The 16,129-nt window shown below is 75.5% G+C and carries 16 protein-coding genes and 1 pseudogene; 7 read left to right on the top strand and 10 right to left on the bottom strand.

Features of this window, described 5'->3' with window-relative positions:
- From E1283_RS03630 to E1283_RS03610, 5 genes and pseudogenes are all read left to right on the top strand, one after another.
- Window positions 1–622 (top strand): annotated as a pseudogene (locus E1283_RS03630) (hypothetical protein); the annotation flags it as partial.
- Entirely contained in the window at window positions 622–1,851 is a 1,230-nt protein-coding gene (locus tag E1283_RS03625; RefSeq protein WP_132816380.1) for a hypothetical protein, read from the top strand. The pseudogene E1283_RS03630 and the gene E1283_RS03625, both read left to right, overlap by 1 nt.
- 201 nt (window positions 1,852–2,052) lie before the next feature.
- Window positions 2,053–3,309, top strand: a complete 1,257-nt coding sequence (locus E1283_RS03620) for a sensor histidine kinase (RefSeq protein WP_132816379.1) — start codon at window positions 2,053–2,055, stop codon at window positions 3,307–3,309.
- The gene (locus E1283_RS03615; protein ID WP_132816378.1) at window positions 3,306–4,460 is read left to right on the top strand and encodes a hypothetical protein; all 1,155 of its coding nucleotides are present in this window, start codon (window positions 3,306–3,308) and stop codon (window positions 4,458–4,460) included. Before E1283_RS03620 ends, E1283_RS03615 begins: the two co-directional genes overlap by 4 nt.
- Window positions 4,403–5,080 (top strand): response regulator transcription factor, encoded by a 678-nt coding sequence (locus E1283_RS03610; protein WP_132816377.1) that lies wholly within the window; start codon window positions 4,403–4,405, stop codon window positions 5,078–5,080. The genes E1283_RS03615 and E1283_RS03610 overlap by 58 nt, the downstream gene beginning before the upstream one ends.
- 55 nt (window positions 5,081–5,135) lie before the next feature.
- Here the strand turns inward: E1283_RS03610 and E1283_RS03605 are convergent, their stop codons facing one another.
- The 7 genes from E1283_RS03605 to E1283_RS03570 all read right to left on the bottom strand — a co-directional run bounded on the left by E1283_RS03605 (window position 5,136) and on the right by E1283_RS03570 (window position 10,718).
- Window positions 5,136–5,990 carry an ABC transporter permease gene (locus E1283_RS03605; RefSeq protein WP_207930282.1) on the bottom strand — a complete coding sequence of 285 codons (855 nt, stop codon included), beginning with the start codon at window positions 5,988–5,990 and terminating at the stop codon, window positions 5,136–5,138.
- Between the two features lie 22 nt (window positions 5,991–6,012).
- On the bottom strand, window positions 6,013–6,951 hold the full coding sequence (locus tag E1283_RS03600; protein WP_132816376.1) for an ATP-binding cassette domain-containing protein: 939 nt from the start codon (window positions 6,949–6,951) through the stop codon (window positions 6,013–6,015).
- On the bottom strand, window positions 6,948–7,370 hold the full coding sequence (locus E1283_RS03595; RefSeq protein WP_207930281.1) for a lasso peptide biosynthesis B2 protein: 423 nt from the start codon (window positions 7,368–7,370) through the stop codon (window positions 6,948–6,950). Before E1283_RS03595 ends, E1283_RS03600 begins: the two co-directional genes overlap by 4 nt.
- A complete protein-coding gene (locus tag E1283_RS03590) occupies window positions 7,367–7,624 on the bottom strand; it encodes a lasso peptide biosynthesis PqqD family chaperone (RefSeq protein WP_132816375.1) in 258 nt (85 codons plus the stop codon). The genes E1283_RS03595 and E1283_RS03590 overlap by 4 nt, the downstream gene beginning before the upstream one ends.
- 9 nt (window positions 7,625–7,633) lie before the next feature.
- Window positions 7,634–9,466 (bottom strand): asparagine synthase-related protein, encoded by a 1,833-nt coding sequence (locus E1283_RS03585; protein WP_132816374.1) that lies wholly within the window; start codon window positions 9,464–9,466, stop codon window positions 7,634–7,636.
- A 166-nt stretch (window positions 9,467–9,632) separates the two neighbouring features.
- Window positions 9,633–9,755 (bottom strand): lasso RiPP family leader peptide-containing protein, encoded by a 123-nt coding sequence (locus tag E1283_RS03580; RefSeq protein WP_243744578.1) that lies wholly within the window; start codon window positions 9,753–9,755, stop codon window positions 9,633–9,635.
- Window positions 9,756–10,433: 678 nt separating this feature from the next.
- Window positions 10,434–10,718, bottom strand: coding sequence for a hypothetical protein (locus E1283_RS03570; RefSeq protein ID WP_132816372.1), 285 nt, complete (start codon window positions 10,716–10,718; stop codon window positions 10,434–10,436).
- A 131-nt stretch (window positions 10,719–10,849) separates the two neighbouring features.
- Between E1283_RS03570 and E1283_RS38525 the strand changes: the two genes are divergently transcribed.
- Complete coding sequence (locus tag E1283_RS38525) at window positions 10,850–12,520, top strand: hypothetical protein (RefSeq protein WP_165955996.1); 1,671 nt, start codon at window positions 10,850–10,852, stop codon at window positions 12,518–12,520.
- Window positions 12,521–12,546: 26 nt separating this feature from the next.
- Entirely contained in the window at window positions 12,547–13,764 is a 1,218-nt protein-coding gene (locus E1283_RS38520) for a CHAT domain-containing protein (RefSeq protein WP_243744577.1), read from the top strand.
- A gap of 18 nt (window positions 13,765–13,782) precedes the next feature.
- On the opposite strand, the gene E1283_RS03560 is transcribed toward E1283_RS38520, so the two are convergent.
- The 3 genes from E1283_RS03560 to E1283_RS03550 are packed head-to-tail and all read right to left on the bottom strand — an operon-like array spanning window position 13,783 to window position 16,078.
- Window positions 13,783–14,652, bottom strand: coding sequence for a 5-oxoprolinase subunit C family protein (locus E1283_RS03560; RefSeq protein ID WP_132816371.1), 870 nt, complete (start codon window positions 14,650–14,652; stop codon window positions 13,783–13,785).
- Window positions 14,649–15,317 carry a 5-oxoprolinase subunit B family protein gene (locus tag E1283_RS03555; protein WP_243744576.1) on the bottom strand — a complete coding sequence of 223 codons (669 nt, stop codon included), beginning with the start codon at window positions 15,315–15,317 and terminating at the stop codon, window positions 14,649–14,651. Before E1283_RS03555 ends, E1283_RS03560 begins: the two co-directional genes overlap by 4 nt.
- A complete protein-coding gene (locus tag E1283_RS03550) occupies window positions 15,314–16,078 on the bottom strand; it encodes a LamB/YcsF family protein (protein WP_207930280.1) in 765 nt (254 codons plus the stop codon). The genes E1283_RS03555 and E1283_RS03550 overlap by 4 nt, the downstream gene beginning before the upstream one ends.
- Window positions 16,079–16,129: the final 51 nt, after the last annotated feature.

Raw genomic sequence — 16,129 nt, 5'->3', positions numbered from 1 at the left:
CCCGACGCCCCCGTGCCCCGAGGTCGGCCTCGGCGCCTCCACCGCCACCCTCAGGGCACCGCTCGACCGCACGCTCTTCGAGCGGCTCTTCGTGGTGCTCCAGGCGGCGCCCCGGCGCGACGAACTGCCCGAGGTGCCGGAGCTCGTGCGGCGCGAGGTCGGCCGCAGCTGCGCCCCCCTCGGCCTGGGCGACGAGAGCCTGCGGGTCGCCGCGCTGCTCGGCGGCCGGCTCGCGGCCGGGCTCGACCCACTGGGCGACGGGGGAGCGGCCCCCGGCCGGACGTCCGCGCACCGCGCCGTCAACGGCCGCTGGCAGCGCGAGGCGTCGGCGCTCCGTGCCCGCCGGATGACCCTCTCGTCGCGCCCCGACCCGGACGGCGGCCCCCTCGACGCCCTCGCCCGGGAACTGCGCACCCCCTGGGCCGCCTACATGCGGCGGCTCTGGGCGCGGCTGCACGGCCGGGACGTCCACGAGGCGCCGCTCGACGACCTGGCGTCGGCCTGGGCGGTGCTCGACGGCGTCGCCCGCTCGGTGATGATGGACCACCGCGCCAGGGTCAGGGCGGCGCTGCGCGCCCTGACGGCGGACGCCGCCCCGGCCGTCGAGCGGCGGAGCGCGTGATGACGCCGGCCGGTGTCGACGTCCGGGTGACCCGGGAGGCGGACGGCGTGATCCGGGTCGCGGCCGGGCCGGCGGGCCCCACGGTCGCCCGGGCCGTACTCGACGTCGCCGGGGCGGTGTTGAGCTGGCCCGTGCTCGGCGGGTCGGGCCCCCCGGTGGCCGAGATCCACGACCCGGCCCGGGCGCAGCAGTGGCTGTGGGCCCTCTACGGCGAGCGCGTCGCCGCCGCCGTGCACGCCGCCGCGGCGGGGGAGCCGACCGACCTCCCGACGCCGGCCGAACCCACCGAACTCGCCGGCGCCGCCGCCCGGCTCGGCCTCGGGCACTGGGCCGCCCGCTGGTGGCCGGCCTCCCAGCTGGACGGCATACCGGCACTCGAAGCCGACGTGCTCGGCCTGGAGTTGGCCGCGCTCACCCACCGGTGCCAGCAGCTCTTCGACGACGGCGACGACCAACCCGACGACTGCGCGGCCGAGCTGATCGAGGAGCACCGAGGCGCGATCGACCCGCTGATCCGCTGGTGGCGCGCGGCGGCCGGCCCGGAGAACCAACTGGAGCGCGTGCTGCGGCTGCTCGCCGACGCCGCGGACCGCACCGGCCTCGAAGGACCCGAGCTGCGCCGGTTGGAAGCCGCCCTCGACCGGCCGGAGCCCGTGCCCCAACCCGTCGACGTCGGCCCGCTGTTCGCCCGCCACGGCGACCACGCGCTCGCCGCCGGCCACCCGGGCGACGCCGGCGGCCGGGTGATCGCCCGCGGCGCCGCCACCAACGACTGGCGCCGCTACCCACCCGGCCTCGTCGACGCGGCCGAGCACGCGGTGACCTGGACCGCCCGCGCGCTGGGCGCCCGCCGACTGATCGAGGTCGAGGCCGTCGCGGCACCCACCGGCGGCGCGTTCCTCGCCGCCGAGGTCCGGGTGGACGGCGGCGAGGCGGCACGGCTGCCGCTCGCCAGACGGGACGACCTGTGGACCGGCCGGGCCGATCTGGACCTGCGGGCCGCGGCGACGCCGCCCAGGATCGACGTGGACGTCCTGCTGCCCGGCTTCGACCCGGGCCCCGACGCGTCGGGCGACGCCGAGGCCCGCGACGACCGCGACGACCGCCACGCGATCCGGGCCCTGGTCAGGCGGCGGCTGGCGGCCGCGGCCCAATCCCCGCCGTACGACGCGCCCCTTGGGCCGTTCCTCGCCGAGTTCGCCGCCGCCACCGGCGACGAGGACTTCTAGCCGAGGACCGCCGGGGCTCCGACAGGACGGTCGGTGGTCGTCGTGTCGTCTTCGGGCCGCCGGTGGGGTGGGGCGGACGCGCCACCTCCCGTTGGTCGTTCGCCCCCCTCCGAACCTTCACAATGCCCTTCCACTGGCGCACCCGGGCCCGTATGGTCGTGCCGGGGGCGACCAACTCCCCGCTACGGGGGTAGTGGCCGGATGTCCGAGCAACGCGGGCGCGTCATGCGCGCCTCGGCGCCGAGGTGGGGGCGCGGTGCGATTCCCGCCGCCGGTCCGGCCACGCTCACCCTGGAACGCCGGGCCCTGATCGTCACCGTGGTCCTGCGACTGTCCAGCGCGGCGGTGGCCGCGGTGGTCGCACTGCTCGGGCTGTCGTCGGCCGCGAACCCCGCGTGGGTGCTGCTCTCCGTCGCCGGAGTGCTGGTCTGGGCGGGCTCGTTCGGCGTCCAGTCCCTTCGCGGGGGCCCGAACCTCCGGCTGGGCGTGACGGATGTCGTGCTCTGCGCCGTGCTCTGCCTGCTCCACGACCGCCTGGTGCCCGGATCCGTGCTGACGGCGACCGCCGGCAGCGGGTGGGTCGACCTCGTGGCCAGCGCCACCGTGCTCAACACGCAGTACTTCCTGCGCCCACCCCACGGGCTCCTGGCGACCGCCGTGATCACCGCGGCCTACACGATCGGCGCCCCGGGCCTGCGGGAGGCACCCGTCGTGCTCGTGCTCCAGGGCATCCTGAGCGCCGGGATGTTCGTCCTGCTACGTCGCGCCGCCGGTTCGGCGGACGCCGCGCTGGCGGCCGAGGCCGTGGCGCAGGCGAACGAGATGGCCAGGGCGGCGGCCCGCGCGGACGAGCGCGACCACCAGCGGCGACTGCACGACACCGTACTCGCCACGCTCACCATGGTGAGTACCGGCGCGATCGCCGACCGTTCCGACACCCTGCGTCGCCGCGCGGTGGCCGACCTCCGCGTGATCCACGGCCTGGCGGACGAAGTCGACGAAGCCGATGAAGCGAACGAAGCGAACGAAGGGGGCGGCACGTCGGCCGCTCCCGTGCGCCTGGTCCCGTTGGACGAGGCCCTGCGCGGCGCGGCCTCCACGCCACGGCCGGGACTGCCCACGCTGACCGTGGAGTTCGGGCTCGCGCCGGTGCGGCTGCCCCAGCCGGTGGTGACCGCACTCGCCGACGCCGTCGCGGAGGCCCTGACGAACGTCGCCCGGCACGCCGGCACCTCGGCGGCCCAGGTGCGCGCGGAGGCGGTCGGCGCCGGCGTCGCCGTCGTCGTGCTCGACCGGGGACGCGGCTTCGATCCCGCGGCCGTGCCAGCGCACCGCAGGGGGCTGCGCGAGTCGATCGTGGGCCGGATGGCGGCGGTGGGCGGCGGCGCGCGGATCGAGGCACGGCCGGGCGACGGGGTCCGCGTCATGCTGCGGTGGCCCGCGTCGGGAGCGACGTGAGCACGCCGCCGGGGGAGTTGATCGCGGTCCGCTACACCCACGTGATCAGCGTCGTGGTGGTGGTCATCGTCGCCATCTGGCACTTCGGCTACGACTCCATGGTCCTGGTCCGCGGCTGGTCGCGGTACGAGCCGGCGTGGGCCGCCCTCGCGGCCTGGCTGGTGCTCTCCGTCGTCCAGGTGATCGGCTCCACGCTGCTGCTGCGGTCCGCGCTGCGCGGCCGCGTGGCCCGGGCGCTGACCCTCGTCGCCCTGCTGGCCGGGGTCGTCGCCGTCGCGACGTATCCGGAGGGCCAGGCGATCAGCGACCTCAGCTGGGCCGCCAACACGGTGGGCTGGTTCGGCGTGCTGCTGCTGTTACAGCGCCCGCTCCACGAGCTGCTCGCCCTGTTGAGCTGCACCGTCGCGATGACGGTGATCGCGCTCGGGGCGAGCGGCGAGTTGGACACCCCGGTGTCCTGGGCCCTGCTGATCACCACCTCCTACACCACGGCAGGCATCCAGCTCACCTTCGCCCTGCTCGCCCGGCAGTTACACCACGCCGCCGAACTCGCGACCCGCGCGGCAGGGGCGCAGGCGGACCGCCTGGCCCGCCAGGTGGCCGAGGAGACCAGGCACACCGAACGACGGCGGCGCTACCGCTACATGCGCGACCGGATCGCGCCGCTGCTCCGTGACCTGGCCGAGGGGCGGGCACACCCGGGGCACGAAGCGGTGCGGCGGTCGAGCGCGATCGAGGCGGCGCGGCTGCGCCGGCTGTTCGCCGAGACGGAGGACGCGGCCCATCCCCTGCTGCACGAACTCCGGGCCTGCGCCGACGTCGCCGAGCGCCGGGACGTGAACGTCACGTTCGTCTGCTACGGGGAACTGCCCGACGTTCCCGTGGCGGTTCGCCGGTGGCTCACCGAGGGGCCGCTCCTGGCGCTGGCGTCGGCGGAGGTCAGCGCCCGGGTGACCGTCGTCGCGGCGGCCGACGAGGTCACGGTGAGCGTGGCCGCCGACGCCGCGGCCCCCGGCACGCTGCGCACGTCCGGTTCGACCGACACATCGGTGATGTTCGACGAGAAGGAGAACCTGCTGTGGCTGGAGTCTCGATGGCGCGTCCCCGGACCGCGTTCGACGTCGGCATCATCGACGATCACCCGGTGGTGATCGACGGCGTCCGGGCCTGGCTGGCCGAGGAGCCGAGAGTGCGCGTCAGACACACCGGCGAGACCATCACGGACCTGCGCTCCGGCGCGGCGGACGTCCTCATCGTGGACCTCAACCTCAACGGGCGGCTGGTGCTCCCGGACATCGGCGCGCTCGCCGCGGCCGGTCAACGGATCGTCGTCTTCTCGCAGTTCACCGACGAATCGCTGGTGATGGACGTGCTGGACATGGGCGCCAGCGGATTCGTCGCCAAGAGCGAGGGACAGGCGCACCTGCTCCACGCGGTGCGCGCCGCCGCCGCCGACCGACCCTATGTGCCCCCGACGACGGCCGGTGTCCTGGTGAGCGACCGCAGCCCGGCACGTCCCCAGCTGTCCCCCCAGGAACGAACGTCGCTGCTGTGGTGGTTCCAATCCATGTCCAAGGCGTCGGTGGCCCGCCGCATGGGCGTGTCCGTGCACACCGTGGACATGTACATCAAACGGGCCCGGGTCAAGTACGCCCAGGTCGGCAGGGCCGCACCGACGAAGGCGGACATGCTGGCCCGCGCGATCGAGGACGGCCTGGTCACCCCCGGCGAGGTCGCGAACTCCGTCCGGCGGACGCCGCCGTCGACGTGATCGCCGCCCGCCGCCCGTCGCAGGCCTCCCGTTGCTCGCCGCCCGCCGCCGCCGGCTACTCGGCGCGGGAGAAGCGGCGCGCCGCGAGCGCCAGGGCGGCGAGGCCCAGGGCGCACATCACCATCAGCTCGACCCCGAGCGGCGGTGCCCAGCCGCCCCAGTCGGGCCCGGGCGGGAGCGCGCCGCCCGGCGTGCCCCAGGCCACGGTCTGCCGCAGCGCGTCCACCGCGTAGGTCAGCGGGTTGAGGTGCGTCAGCGCGGCGAGCCACCACGGCAGTCCGGCCACCGAGAACATCGCGCCCGACAGGAAGAACAGCGGCAGCATGGCCACGCCGAGCGCGGACTGGAACGTCTCGATCCGGGTGATGCAGACGGCCGCCAGGGTCACGAACGCGGTCAGGGTGAACGCCACGAGCGCCAGCTCCCCCAGCAACGCGAGCAGCAGCAGCGGGTCGTAGGGCAGGCCGGCGACGCCGGCGAAGGAGAGCAGCAGTCCGCCCTGTGCGGTCGCCGTCGCCGTGCTGCCCAGGCACTTGCCGACCAGAACGGTGGCCCGCCGAACCGGCGCGACCAGCACGGCGCGCAGCAGCCCCGTCTCGCGGTCGCGGACGATGGACATCCCGGCGTTCAGCGCGGGCATCTGCACGGCCATCAACAGGATCCCGGGGTAGACGTACGTGAGGTAGTCCCCGGTACCGGACGCGGACCCGAGCATGCCGCTCAACCCGGTCCCGAGCACCACGAAGTAGAGCAGGGGATTCAGCAGCGTCAGTCCCGTCTGGACGGGACTCGCGACCAGCCGGGTCATCTCCCGTCGGCACAGCGCCAGCAGCGCCGCCAGCTCGGCGGCGCGCCGGCCGGCCGGCCGCGTCGTGAGCCGGCCGGGGCGCTCCGCGGTGGACTCCAGCACGTCGGCTCCTTTCCTCTTCCTCTTACGAATCCCGCATGGAACGGCCGGTGTGGTGCAGGAAGACGTCGTCCAGGCTCGGCCTCGTGACCGTCACCGAGGTGACGCCCGAGGTGAGTTGGGCGCACAGCCGCGGTACCCAACGCGCCCCGTCCGCCGTCCTGACCCGCACGCCGTCCGGACCGACCTCGGCGTCCAGACCGAACCGCTCGCGGATAGCCTTGGCCGCTTCCCGGTCGTCGCCCGTCCTGAGGCGCACGACGTCGGCGCCGATCGCCGACTTGAGCTCGTGCGGCGTCCCCTGTGCGACGAGGCGGCCGTGGTCCATCACGGCGATCCGGTCGCAGTGTTCGGCCTCCTCCAGGTAGTGCGTGGTGAGGAAGACGGTGACCCCGTCCTGCCGACCGAGCTCGTGCAGCTTCTGCCAGACCTGGGCCCGGCTCTGCGGGTCGAGTCCGGTCGTCGGCTCGTCGAGGAACAGCACCCGCGGCCGGTGCATCAGGGCCCGGGCCACCTCCAGCCGGCGCCGCATGCCGCCTGAGTAGGTGCCCACCGGCGCGTCGCCCCGGTCGGCCAGCCCCACCATCTCCAGCAGAACCCGTGCCTGAGCGTGCACGTCGCGCCGGGACATCCCGTACAGGCGGGCGTGGAAGCTGAGGTTCTGCCACCCCGTCAGCTCCCGGTCGGCGGTCGGGTCCTGGAAGACGACGCCGATCCTGCGCCTGACCTCGTCCGGCCGGCGCGCGACATCGATCCCGGCCACGGCCGCCTGTCCCGCGCTCGGGCGCAGCAGGGTGGAGAGCATGCCGATGGTGGTGGACTTGCCGGCGCCGTTGGGGCCGAGGAAGCCGAAGCTCTCCCCCTCGGCGACCGTCAGGTCCAGGCCGTGCACCGCCACGGCGTCGCCGTAGACGCGCCGCAGGCCGCGCGTGTGGATCGCCGCGTCGGGCCGGTCGCCGCTCATCGGCGGGGCGGCACGGACATGATGACGTGGAAGGCGCGAACGTGGCCGGTGTCCTCGCCGACGGGCTCGCCGTCCACGGCCACCCAGGCGTGTGCCGCGAAGGGCTCGGTGGCCACCCCGGTGCACCACTGGGGCCAGGTGCCGCCCAGCCGGCACAACAGCGCGGTGGCGATGGACCGTTGCAGGCAGCGCGGGCCCGCGCAGGCCAGGCTCACGTACACCACCGCGTTGCGCGCCCGCAGCGCCTGTGGCGCACTCGCGGGGCGCGCGCCCCGGCTCGCGAACGCCAGTACCCGGCGCAGCCTGGCCGGCGGCAGCCGGGCCAGCAGGCGCGCGATGCCCGCGGCGAGCCTGGCCGGCGGGCGGAGGCGCCACGGCGGTGCGCTGGCCGACTCGAGGCGCAGGGTCGCGCCGCTCACGGGTGGATCACCTTGGCCGCGCGCAGGGCATCGAGCAGGCCGTCCACGTGGTCGGCGGCCTGCTGGGGGGTGTCGGGGAAGCGCCGCAGCAGCGTCCGGGCGGCCTCCTCAGGCGACTCACCGTCCAGCAGGCAGCGCAGCACCACGGCCCCGGTGCGGTTCAGCATCCAGTAACGGCCGTTGCGTTCGTCGAGCAGCACCGTGCCGTTCTCGGTGTCGGCGACGGACACCCCGGGCGCCAGGGCGAAGGTCATCGTGCCTCCTTACGTGGTTCGGGACGTGGGGGTCGCGGCGGTCGTGCTCTCGGGGGACACCGCCCGCAGCCACAACTCGCAGGCGAGGGTGGGATCGAAGGGCATCAGCGGCCGGGTGTCGGCATGGGTGCCGATGAGCAGGCGGCGAAGCTCCGCCGCGTCGATCAGGCCCATCCGGGCCAGGCGCGTGTCCTCGGCGAAGTCGAGCAGTTCGCCGCGGCGCCGGCGCAGTCCGGCGTACAGGGTGGGACTGGCGTCGTCCTTGCCGGTCCGCCGCAGGATCCCGGCCGGCACCACACCGTCGAGCGCCCGCGCGAGCACGGGCTTGAGCAGCTCCGGGGCCACGCGATCGGCCAGGCGCACGGACAGCACGGCCTCCAGCACCCGGTCGTCGGTGTACGGAGCCTGGAAGGTGACGCCCGCGTGCGCGCCGATGCGCGAGTTGCGGCGCATGGCCGAGCCGTTGATCCGATTGATCCAGATCATCTCGTGTTGGACCGGGAGCGCGGCCAGCGGTTCGGGACCGGCGGCGACGGCCTCGCGAAGCAGACGACGGACGGTCGCCGCGGCGTCCGCGGTGATCCAGGGCGGGAGCTTCGGCGAGATCTCCCAGTACGCGCCCGAGCCCCAGTCCCGTTCCGCGTCGAGCGTGTCCACCTGGCCGGCCAGCCACCGCGGATAGGACGGCGCGGACGCCAGCGTGCGGATCGTCGTGGCCAGCGACCAGCGGCGCCTGGACCGCAGCGCGCGCACCTGCGGCAGCGCCGCCGACGGCGCGCGCCGGATCAGCCCGTGCAGGCACATCACACCCGGGAGGAACAGTTCGTCGCCTCCGACGCCCTGGAGATGACGGCGCGCGCCCCGGGAGGCGACGAGGGCGGCCTGGTGCTCGACGGTGGCCCGGGCCCGGACGAACATCAGCGGGCCCTCCCGGTCGTGCGGGGTGTGAGCGAACGGCGCGTACCAGTCCGGTGTCTCCGCCGGCGGCACCACCACGTGGTCGGCCCGTGGCAGTTCGGCCGCCGCCCGGCGCGCCCAGGTCAGATCCTCACCGCGTCCGCCGTGCGCCTCGTAGTGCAGGGTCACCAGGGGGGTGTCGCCGGACGCGTCGGCGACGAAGCAGAGACTCGTCGAGTCGAGACCGCCGGACAGGTCGGCGCTGACCACGGGCTGGCCCGCGGTGCGCGCCGCAACGGCGTCGAACAGCGCCTCGCGGACGAAGGTGCCATCGCCCAGGGGGCGTTCGGGCGCGGGCGGCGTCCACCAACGTCGGGTGCGCCCGACGCCGTTCCGATCGATCTCCAGGCAGTGTCCGACGCGTGGGCTGCGCACCCCGCGCCACACCGAACGCTCGCTGAGCGGCCAGGGAGGCCCGAACGGAGACAGGAGTTCGAGCGCCACCCGCTCCTCGTCGACGCCCGCGCCGACGAGGTCGGCCAGCGTCTCGGGGCGGTCGGCCGCCATCGTCACGCCGGCGACCGTGGCGTGGAAGACCTGGCACGCGGTGGACAGCGTGCCCTGGACGCGGACGTCGCCGTCGAGCGACGCGACGAGGTGGAAGCTGCCGGCAGCCAGGCGGGCCAGGTCGTCCAGGTCCGCCAGGGTGCGGACCCGGCCCAACCGGGCGGCCAGGGCGTCCGGTCGCACGGATGCGCAGCCGAGCAGGACGACACGGCGCGGGCCGGCGGAGACGGACACGATCTCGTCGTCCCGCCAGTCGCCCACGAGCCAGGGCCGACCGGAATGGTGCTCGATCACCCTGGGGCGCGGCAACCCGGGAGTCGGCGCCAGCGCGAGAGCCTCGGCGCCGGCCGGATGGTCGGGAAGTACCACGAACTCCATGCGTATCCTCCACCGAAGTGCCAGAGTGGAGTGGCCCGACCGGCATGTGGCGTCGGTCGGGCCACTCTCGTGCTGGAGCGAAGGGGTGCGGTACGGCTGGCGCGCGTCAGACTGCCGCCCCGACGGTACCGCCCGTCTCACTCAGCCCCGTGGGCCTACGGGTGGCTCAGAGCCACCAGGCGCCCCACGGGCTGTCGAGCCAGTAGCCCCGCGACGTGAGCTGGGTCAGTTCGGCGAAGTCGCCGACCTCGATCAGGGTGGGAACCTCGTACGCGTTTTCGTTGGCCACGAAAGCCACCTCCTTGGGTGTGCGCCCGGGCATCCCGGACGCCGGATGACGGTCAGGCGGGACGGCCCCGGTTCGTTCACCCGGGCCTTCCGCCAGGGACAACGCTATGGACGGGGCCGTCCCCGCGCACGACCCCTGTTCGGGGAACACGCCCTCGGGCGGGAGTGGTTGTCCGCCCGGCCGGGGCGGTGCGAGGCTGAGGCCATCCCCACGGGACGGAAGCACTGATGGGCAAGGCATGGGAACGCCGCAGGCGTCGACTCGCGCGCCGGATGTCCCGGGCGGGGCCGGTCGGCGGCGTGCTCGCCGTACTGCTCGGCCTGGGGCGGGCGAGGAACTCCGACGGCGAGGACGCGTTCGCGGAGGCGGCGCTCGCCGTCGACGGCGTGGTGTCGGCCGAGTTCGACTGTAGCGACACGTTCGGCGGCGGATGGCAGCGGGGCACGGTGGTTCTCCGGGCCTCGTCTCGCGGCGAGGCGGTTCGCGTCGTGGACGCGCTGCTGCGGGCGTTCGCCGCCGAACCGCGCCTCGAACCCCGATGGGCGACGCCGCAGGAGTACCGGAGCGAGGACGGGGCGATCGTCGTCAGCGCGGGCGACGTCGGGTTCCCGGCGGTTCCGACGATCCGTGAGGTCCGCGAGCACTACGGCACCCAGCCGCGCGCGGCCGTCGCCCGCGTCAGAGGCTCGGCGGCTCGGGCCGGCTCCGCGCCAACAGGTCGGCCAGGGCGCGCAGGCCGTCGAGCCGGTGCGGGTCGTAGGAGAAGGTGTGGCGGTAGTCCCGCCCCGTGACGATCGACATCCGGGGGCGCCGGCCGGAGTCGAACTCCAGCCGTGGCTCCTGCCGGACGTGGTAGCGGTGGGTGTCGTTGAAGCCGAACACCTCGAGCACCCGGCCGTCGAAGCAGAGCAGGGTGGTGTCGGTGGCGAACACCTCGTACGGCGGTATCCCGGGAACGCCCATGACGGCTCCCCCTCTTCTCCCGTCGGTGACGTCCGGTGTGGTGCGGACCTGACGGGTGGATGCTAGTCGGCGGGCGACATCCACCGGTCCCGGGCTCGCCCGCCCTTTCTCGGACGACGTACCCTCCTCACATGCCGCCTCCGAGCCCGCCTCCGAGCCCGCCGGCCGGTGAGCGCCGTCCGAGTGCCGTGGCCCAGCTCTACGGAGAGCCCTTCGACAGCGGCCTGGCCCTGGCCGAGGAACACCAGCTGACGGCCGATCTCGCCGCCGCGTCCGCCGGCTACGAGGAACTGCTCACCCTGGCCGAGTCCCTGGAGGACTCGCCCGACGTGCGCTTCCTGCGGGCGCACCTGCTGTCCAACCTCGCGAGCGTCCGGCTCTCCGCCACGGACCTGGCCGGGGCGGCCGACGCCGTCGAGGGCGCCCGCCGCCTGCTCGACGACGTCGCGTCGGCGCCGATGGGGCCGCGCGGCCGACAGCTGTGGCTGGAGCTCCTGCTGAGGAACCTGCTCGCCAGGGCCGACCTGCTGCGCAACACCGGGCGGCTCGACGAGGCGCTCGCGTGCCTGGACGAGGCGGCGGTCAGGCTGCCGGAGTTCGACGACCCCGAGGGGCTGCGCACCGCCGAACTCGGCCTGAACCGCGTGCTGTTGCTGATCGATCGCGGCGAGTGGGGTGCGGCCGAGGAACTGGCCACCGCGCTGCTGGCCAGCACGCCGGCGACCGCGGCGCCGGCCCAGGCGCGCCTGCTGACCGCCCTCGGCCTGATCTGCTCCTCGACCGGGCGGCTCGACCTGGCCGAGGACTACTTCGCCCGCGCGGAGGACGACTTCCGGGCGCGGGGGGACATCGGCGAGCAGCACCTGATGCTCGCGCACCGGGCGCACACCGCGATGCAACGGGGCGAACTCGACGTCGCGGAGCGGTTGTTCGCCGAGGCGTCGGCGATCTTCGAGCGGCAGCGGCACTTCGGCCACCTGGCGGTCTGCGAACAGGCCCGCGCCTTCCTCGCCGGCCGGCGCGGCGACGTCGCGGGCGCCGGCGACCTGATGGCGTCGAGCCTGGCCCGCTTCGAACGGCTCGGCGCCGAGATCGCCGCCGCGGACAGCATGCTGCTCGGCGCCCAACAGGCCTACGACCGGGGCGACATCGACGAGATGAAGCGGCTGGCGCAGGCGGCCCGCGACGTCTACCAGGCGCGCGCCGTGTACGAGCGGTGCGCCCAGGTGGACCTGATACTCGCCGAGACCCTGGAGGACAACCTGAACCGGACGGACCACGGCGACCACGAGGCCGCCTCCGTCAGGACCGCGCTCGCCCTCGCCCTGCCCGCCGCGTTGGCGCTCGAGGCGGCCAGGTACGACTTCGTCAGCGCGCACGCGCGAAGCCAGTGGCGGGAGGTGGCGGACCACGCCATGCGGCTGGCCTTCCGGCTCGCCGTGCGCTCCCAGGACCAGGGCCTGCTCTTCGAGCTGGTCGAACACCGCTGCGCGGGCGCCACGTTGGCGCTCGACCCGACACCGCGGGCGCCCTCCACCGCGTCCGAGGGGGAAGCGGCGTCGGTCTTCCCGAGCGCCGCCATGAAGACGCACGGACACCTCGCGGGAGCCATGTCCCTGGGGGGCGTGGCCGCGGAGGCCGCCGCCTCGGCCGGGCTGCGCGTCAACCCCCCGCCACGGGTGCGGATGGCGCCCGAGTCCGGCCGCACCGCGCTCCAGGAGTACGTAGCGGCCGCCGAGTTCCGCTACCACCGGCGGATCGTGAGCGACGAGGAGGTGGCGTTCTGGTCGCCGACGAGCTGAGCGAAGGCCCGGTCGTCCAGGTCAGGTTGGCCGACGCCGGCGACCTGTTCATGACCTGGACCTGGACCAGCGGCGCCCGCGGGTTCGGCACCGGCCACGCCCCCGCCGCCGAGGTCGACGAGGCGGTCGCCGCCCTGTCCGCCGCGCTGCCGGGGCCGGGCGAGGGGATGCGGCGGGCGTTCGAGTCCGGGGCGATGGCCGGCCACGGGGCCGAGCGGCGGCTCGCGCGGATGCTGGCCGAGGCGCTGTGGCCGGCCGGGCTCACCGCCCAGATCCGCCACGTGTCGGCCGCCGCCGGCCGCCCGCTGATCCGGATCCAGCCGTCGCCCCGGGTCGCCCAGGTGCCCTGGGAACTGCTGGCCGTCGACGACGAGGCGCGGCTCGTCGACCTCGCGGACGTCGTGACCACCGCGCCCGCCTCGTTGCGCCGACCGGGCCCCGGCGCCCGCCCGGCGCCGGACGGCGACGCCGTGGTGCTCGTCCTCGACCCCCGGGTGCCCGGATTCCGTGCCGACTCCCCGCTCGGCTCGGTCCTCGGACCGCCGGGATCGGACCCGGAGCTGACGGCGCTGGTCCAACGCCGGCTCGACGCGGGCCCCGTCGCGCCGCACCTCACCGCCCCGGCCGAGGCGTTCCGCCGCACCGACCTGGACCGCGACTGGCTCGGCGGCGTGCTCGGTGCCGGGGCGCGCCGGCTGCTCTACGTCGGGCATGTGAGCGGCGTGCCGGTCGACGGCGGGCAGAGCGAGGACATCACCCTGCACCTGGCCTGCGGCCCGGGGACGACCGGTCTCACCGAGGTGGTGCGCGGCGCCCATCGGCCGCTCTCGGTCAAGGACCTGCTGCTCGGCACCCTGCCGCTGCGGGCCGACGGCGTGCCGGGGGCGCTGCTCTGGCCGGCCCCACCGCGGGTCGCGCTGATCGCCTGCGAGAGCGGCGGGGACCTGCGCTTCGCCGAATCGTTCGGCCTCGCCACGGCGATGCTCCACAACGGCGCCGAACTGGTCACCGCCACCCGCTGGGTGCTCCCGACCAGCCACGCGTTCCACCGACTGGCCGGGCTGCCGGCTTCGGTGCGCCCGCTGTCCGAGGCGATCGTCGCCGTCGACGCCGCCCACGAGCGCCCCGACCCCGTGCGGGTCCTGTGCCGCTGGCAACGTGAGCGGCTCGACCGGTGGCGCGCCACCGGCGCCGTGGAGCACTCGCCGCTGCTGTGGGCCGCCCTCACCAGCGTCGTCGCGTGACGACACGGCCGGCGGCCCTCAGCGCACGGCGCGGAACCGCACCCCGGCGCCCGGTGGGATCTGTCCCGCCAGCGGCAGGTCGGCGCCGAGGACCACGCCGATCACCGGGTAGCCGCCGGTCACCGGGTGGTCGGCGAGGAACAGCACCGGTTGGCCGTTCGGCGGCACCTGAAGGGCGCCCGACACCATGCCCTCGGCCGACAGTTCACCCGCCCTCGCCCGGTCGAGCGGCGGCCCCGCGAGCCGGATCCCGATCCGGTTGCTCCGGCTGGTCGCCGTCCAGCGCGCCGAGCAGAGCCGCTCCGCCGCCTCGCCGGTGAACCAGTCGTCCCGCGGCCCCGGCAGCACCCGGAGCGTGAACTCCTCGGGCGGCGCCGAGCACGGCGCCTGGTCCGCGCCGGCGAACTCCTCGGCCGACGTCCCCACCGGCAGCCTGTCGCCGGCCCGCAGCGGTTCCGGCCCCAGCCCGGAGAGCAGGTCCGTGGCCCGCGAGCCCAATACCGGCGGTACGTCGATCCCGCCCCGCACCGCCAGATAGCTCCGCAGCCCCGAGGTCGGCGCGCCCAGTTCGAGCAGCGCCCCCTGCCGCAGCGGCAGCGGCGCGCCGAACGGCGCCGGCACGCCGTCGACCACGACCGGCCCCGGCGCGCCGGTCACCGCCACGTGGCGGATGCCGGGCCCGCGCGCCCGCAGCCGCAGCCCGCCGAAGGTGGCCTCGACGCCGGCCGCGTCCGCCGGGTTGCCCACCAGGCGGTTGGCCAGCGCGAGCGCCGGCGCGTCGACCGCGCCGGAGTGCGGCACGCCCAACTCGGCGTAGCCGGGCCGCCCCGGGTCCTGCACGGTGGCCAGCGGCCCGGTCGCGACGACCACCAGCTCCCGCGCGCTCACGCCGCCCCGCCGGGCAGCGCCGCGAAACGCACCGTGCGCCCCGGCACCAGCAGCGCCGGCGGGTCGCGGTCCGGATCCCACAGCGGCACGTCGGTGGTGCCGAGCAGCCGCCAACCGCCGGGCGACGACCGCGGGTACACGCCGGTGAAGCCGCCGGCGACGGCCACCGAGCCGGCCGGCACGGCGGTGCGCGGCTCGGCCCGGCGCGGCAGGTGCAACACCGGGTCGGTGCCGGTCAGATAGCCGAAGCCGGGCGCGAAGCCGGCGAACGCCACGGTGTAGAGCGGCGCGGTGTGCCGGGCCACGATCTCGGCCACGTCGAGCCCGGTCGCCTCGGCGACCTCGGGCAGGTCGGGCCCCGTGTAGCGCACCGGGACGGTCAGGGTGTCGTGCGGCGACGGCGGCTGGTCGACGTCCTCGGCGGTCAGCCCCGCGACCCGCTCGGCCAGCGCCCCGGCCACCGCCGCCCGGCCGGTGACGGCCGGGTCGTAGCGGACCAGCAGGGTGGCGGCCGCCGGCACCAGCTCCGCCACGCCGGCCGGCCGGTCGGCGAGGAGCGAGGCGCGCAGCGCGAGCACCGAGGGCAGCCCGTCGAGTTCGGCGAGCACCGCCCGGTCGCCGACCCGCCGCACCCCGAGCAGCCGGCCGTCCCGCGACCCGGTCACGCGGCGGGCACCGCGAACGGCTCGGGGGCGTGCCCCGCGCGTTCGAGCTCGGCCCGCAGCCGCCGGGCGATGTCCAGCGCGCCGGGGGTGTCCCCGTGCACGCACAACGACCGGACGCTGACCGGTACTTCGGTGCCGTCGACGGCCGTCACCAGGCCCTCGGCGACCATCCGCAGGCAGCGGGCCACGATCTCGTCCGGGTCGTGCAGCACCGCGCCGGGCTCGCGGCGCGACACCAGCGTGCCCTCCGGGGTGTAGGCGCGGTCGGCGAACGCCTCGTGCACCGGGGTCAGCCCGGCCTCGGCCGCGACCCGCAGCCAGACGCTGCCCGGCAGGCCGAGCACCGGAAGGGTCGGGTCGTAGCGGCGCACCGCGTCCGCGACGGCGGCGGCCTGGGCCTCGTGGTGGACGATCGCGTTGTAGAGCGCGCCGTGCGGCTTGACGTAGGCGACGCGGGTGCCGGCCAGCCGGGCGAAGGCGTCGAGCGCGCCGATCTGGTAGACGACGTCGTTGACCAGTTCGGCCGGGTCGACGTCGATGAACCGGCGGCCGAAGCCCGCCAGGTCGCGGTAGCCGACCTGGGCGCCGACGGCCACCCCGTGCTCGGCCGCGCCGGCGCAGACCCGCCGCATCACGGTGGGGTCGCCGGCGTGGAAGCCGCAGGCGACGTTGGCGCTGGTGACGACGGTGAGCAGCGCGTCGTCGTCCCCGAGCCGCCACTGCCCGAACCCCTCACCGACATCGCTGTTGAGGTCGATCACCGGCGCTCCTCGACTTCCCCGGTTCCGTCACGTGGGACGGACCCTACCCGG

The sequence above is a fragment of the Streptomyces hainanensis genome (genome assembly GCF_004348415.1).
GTDB classification, from domain to species: Bacteria; Actinomycetota; Actinomycetes; order Streptomycetales; family Streptomycetaceae; genus Streptomyces; species Streptomyces hainanensis.
This window is presented reverse-complemented; position numbering and strand designations above follow the sequence as displayed.

Excerpts from the sequence above, each read along its gene's own strand:
- E1283_RS03600 (WP_132816376.1), bottom strand. The coding sequence starts at position 6,951 with ATGAGCGGCGACCGGCCCGACGCGGCGATCCACACGCGCGGCCTGCGG.
- E1283_RS38525 (WP_165955996.1), top strand. The coding sequence starts at position 10,850 with ATGCCGCCTCCGAGCCCGCCTCCGAGCCCGCCGGCCGGTGAGCGCCGT.
- E1283_RS03620 (WP_132816379.1), top strand. The coding sequence starts at position 2,053 with ATGTCCGAGCAACGCGGGCGCGTCATGCGCGCCTCGGCGCCGAGGTGG.
- E1283_RS03590 (WP_132816375.1), bottom strand. The coding sequence starts at position 7,624 with ATGACCTTCGCCCTGGCGCCCGGGGTGTCCGTCGCCGACACCGAGAAC.
- E1283_RS03570 (WP_132816372.1), bottom strand. The coding sequence starts at position 10,718 with ATGGGCGTTCCCGGGATACCGCCGTACGAGGTGTTCGCCACCGACACC.
- E1283_RS03585 (WP_132816374.1), bottom strand. The coding sequence starts at position 9,466 with ATGGAGTTCGTGGTACTTCCCGACCATCCGGCCGGCGCCGAGGCTCTC.
- E1283_RS03610 (WP_132816377.1), top strand. The coding sequence starts at position 4,403 with ATGGCGCGTCCCCGGACCGCGTTCGACGTCGGCATCATCGACGATCAC.
- E1283_RS03625 (WP_132816380.1), top strand. The coding sequence starts at position 622 with ATGACGCCGGCCGGTGTCGACGTCCGGGTGACCCGGGAGGCGGACGGC.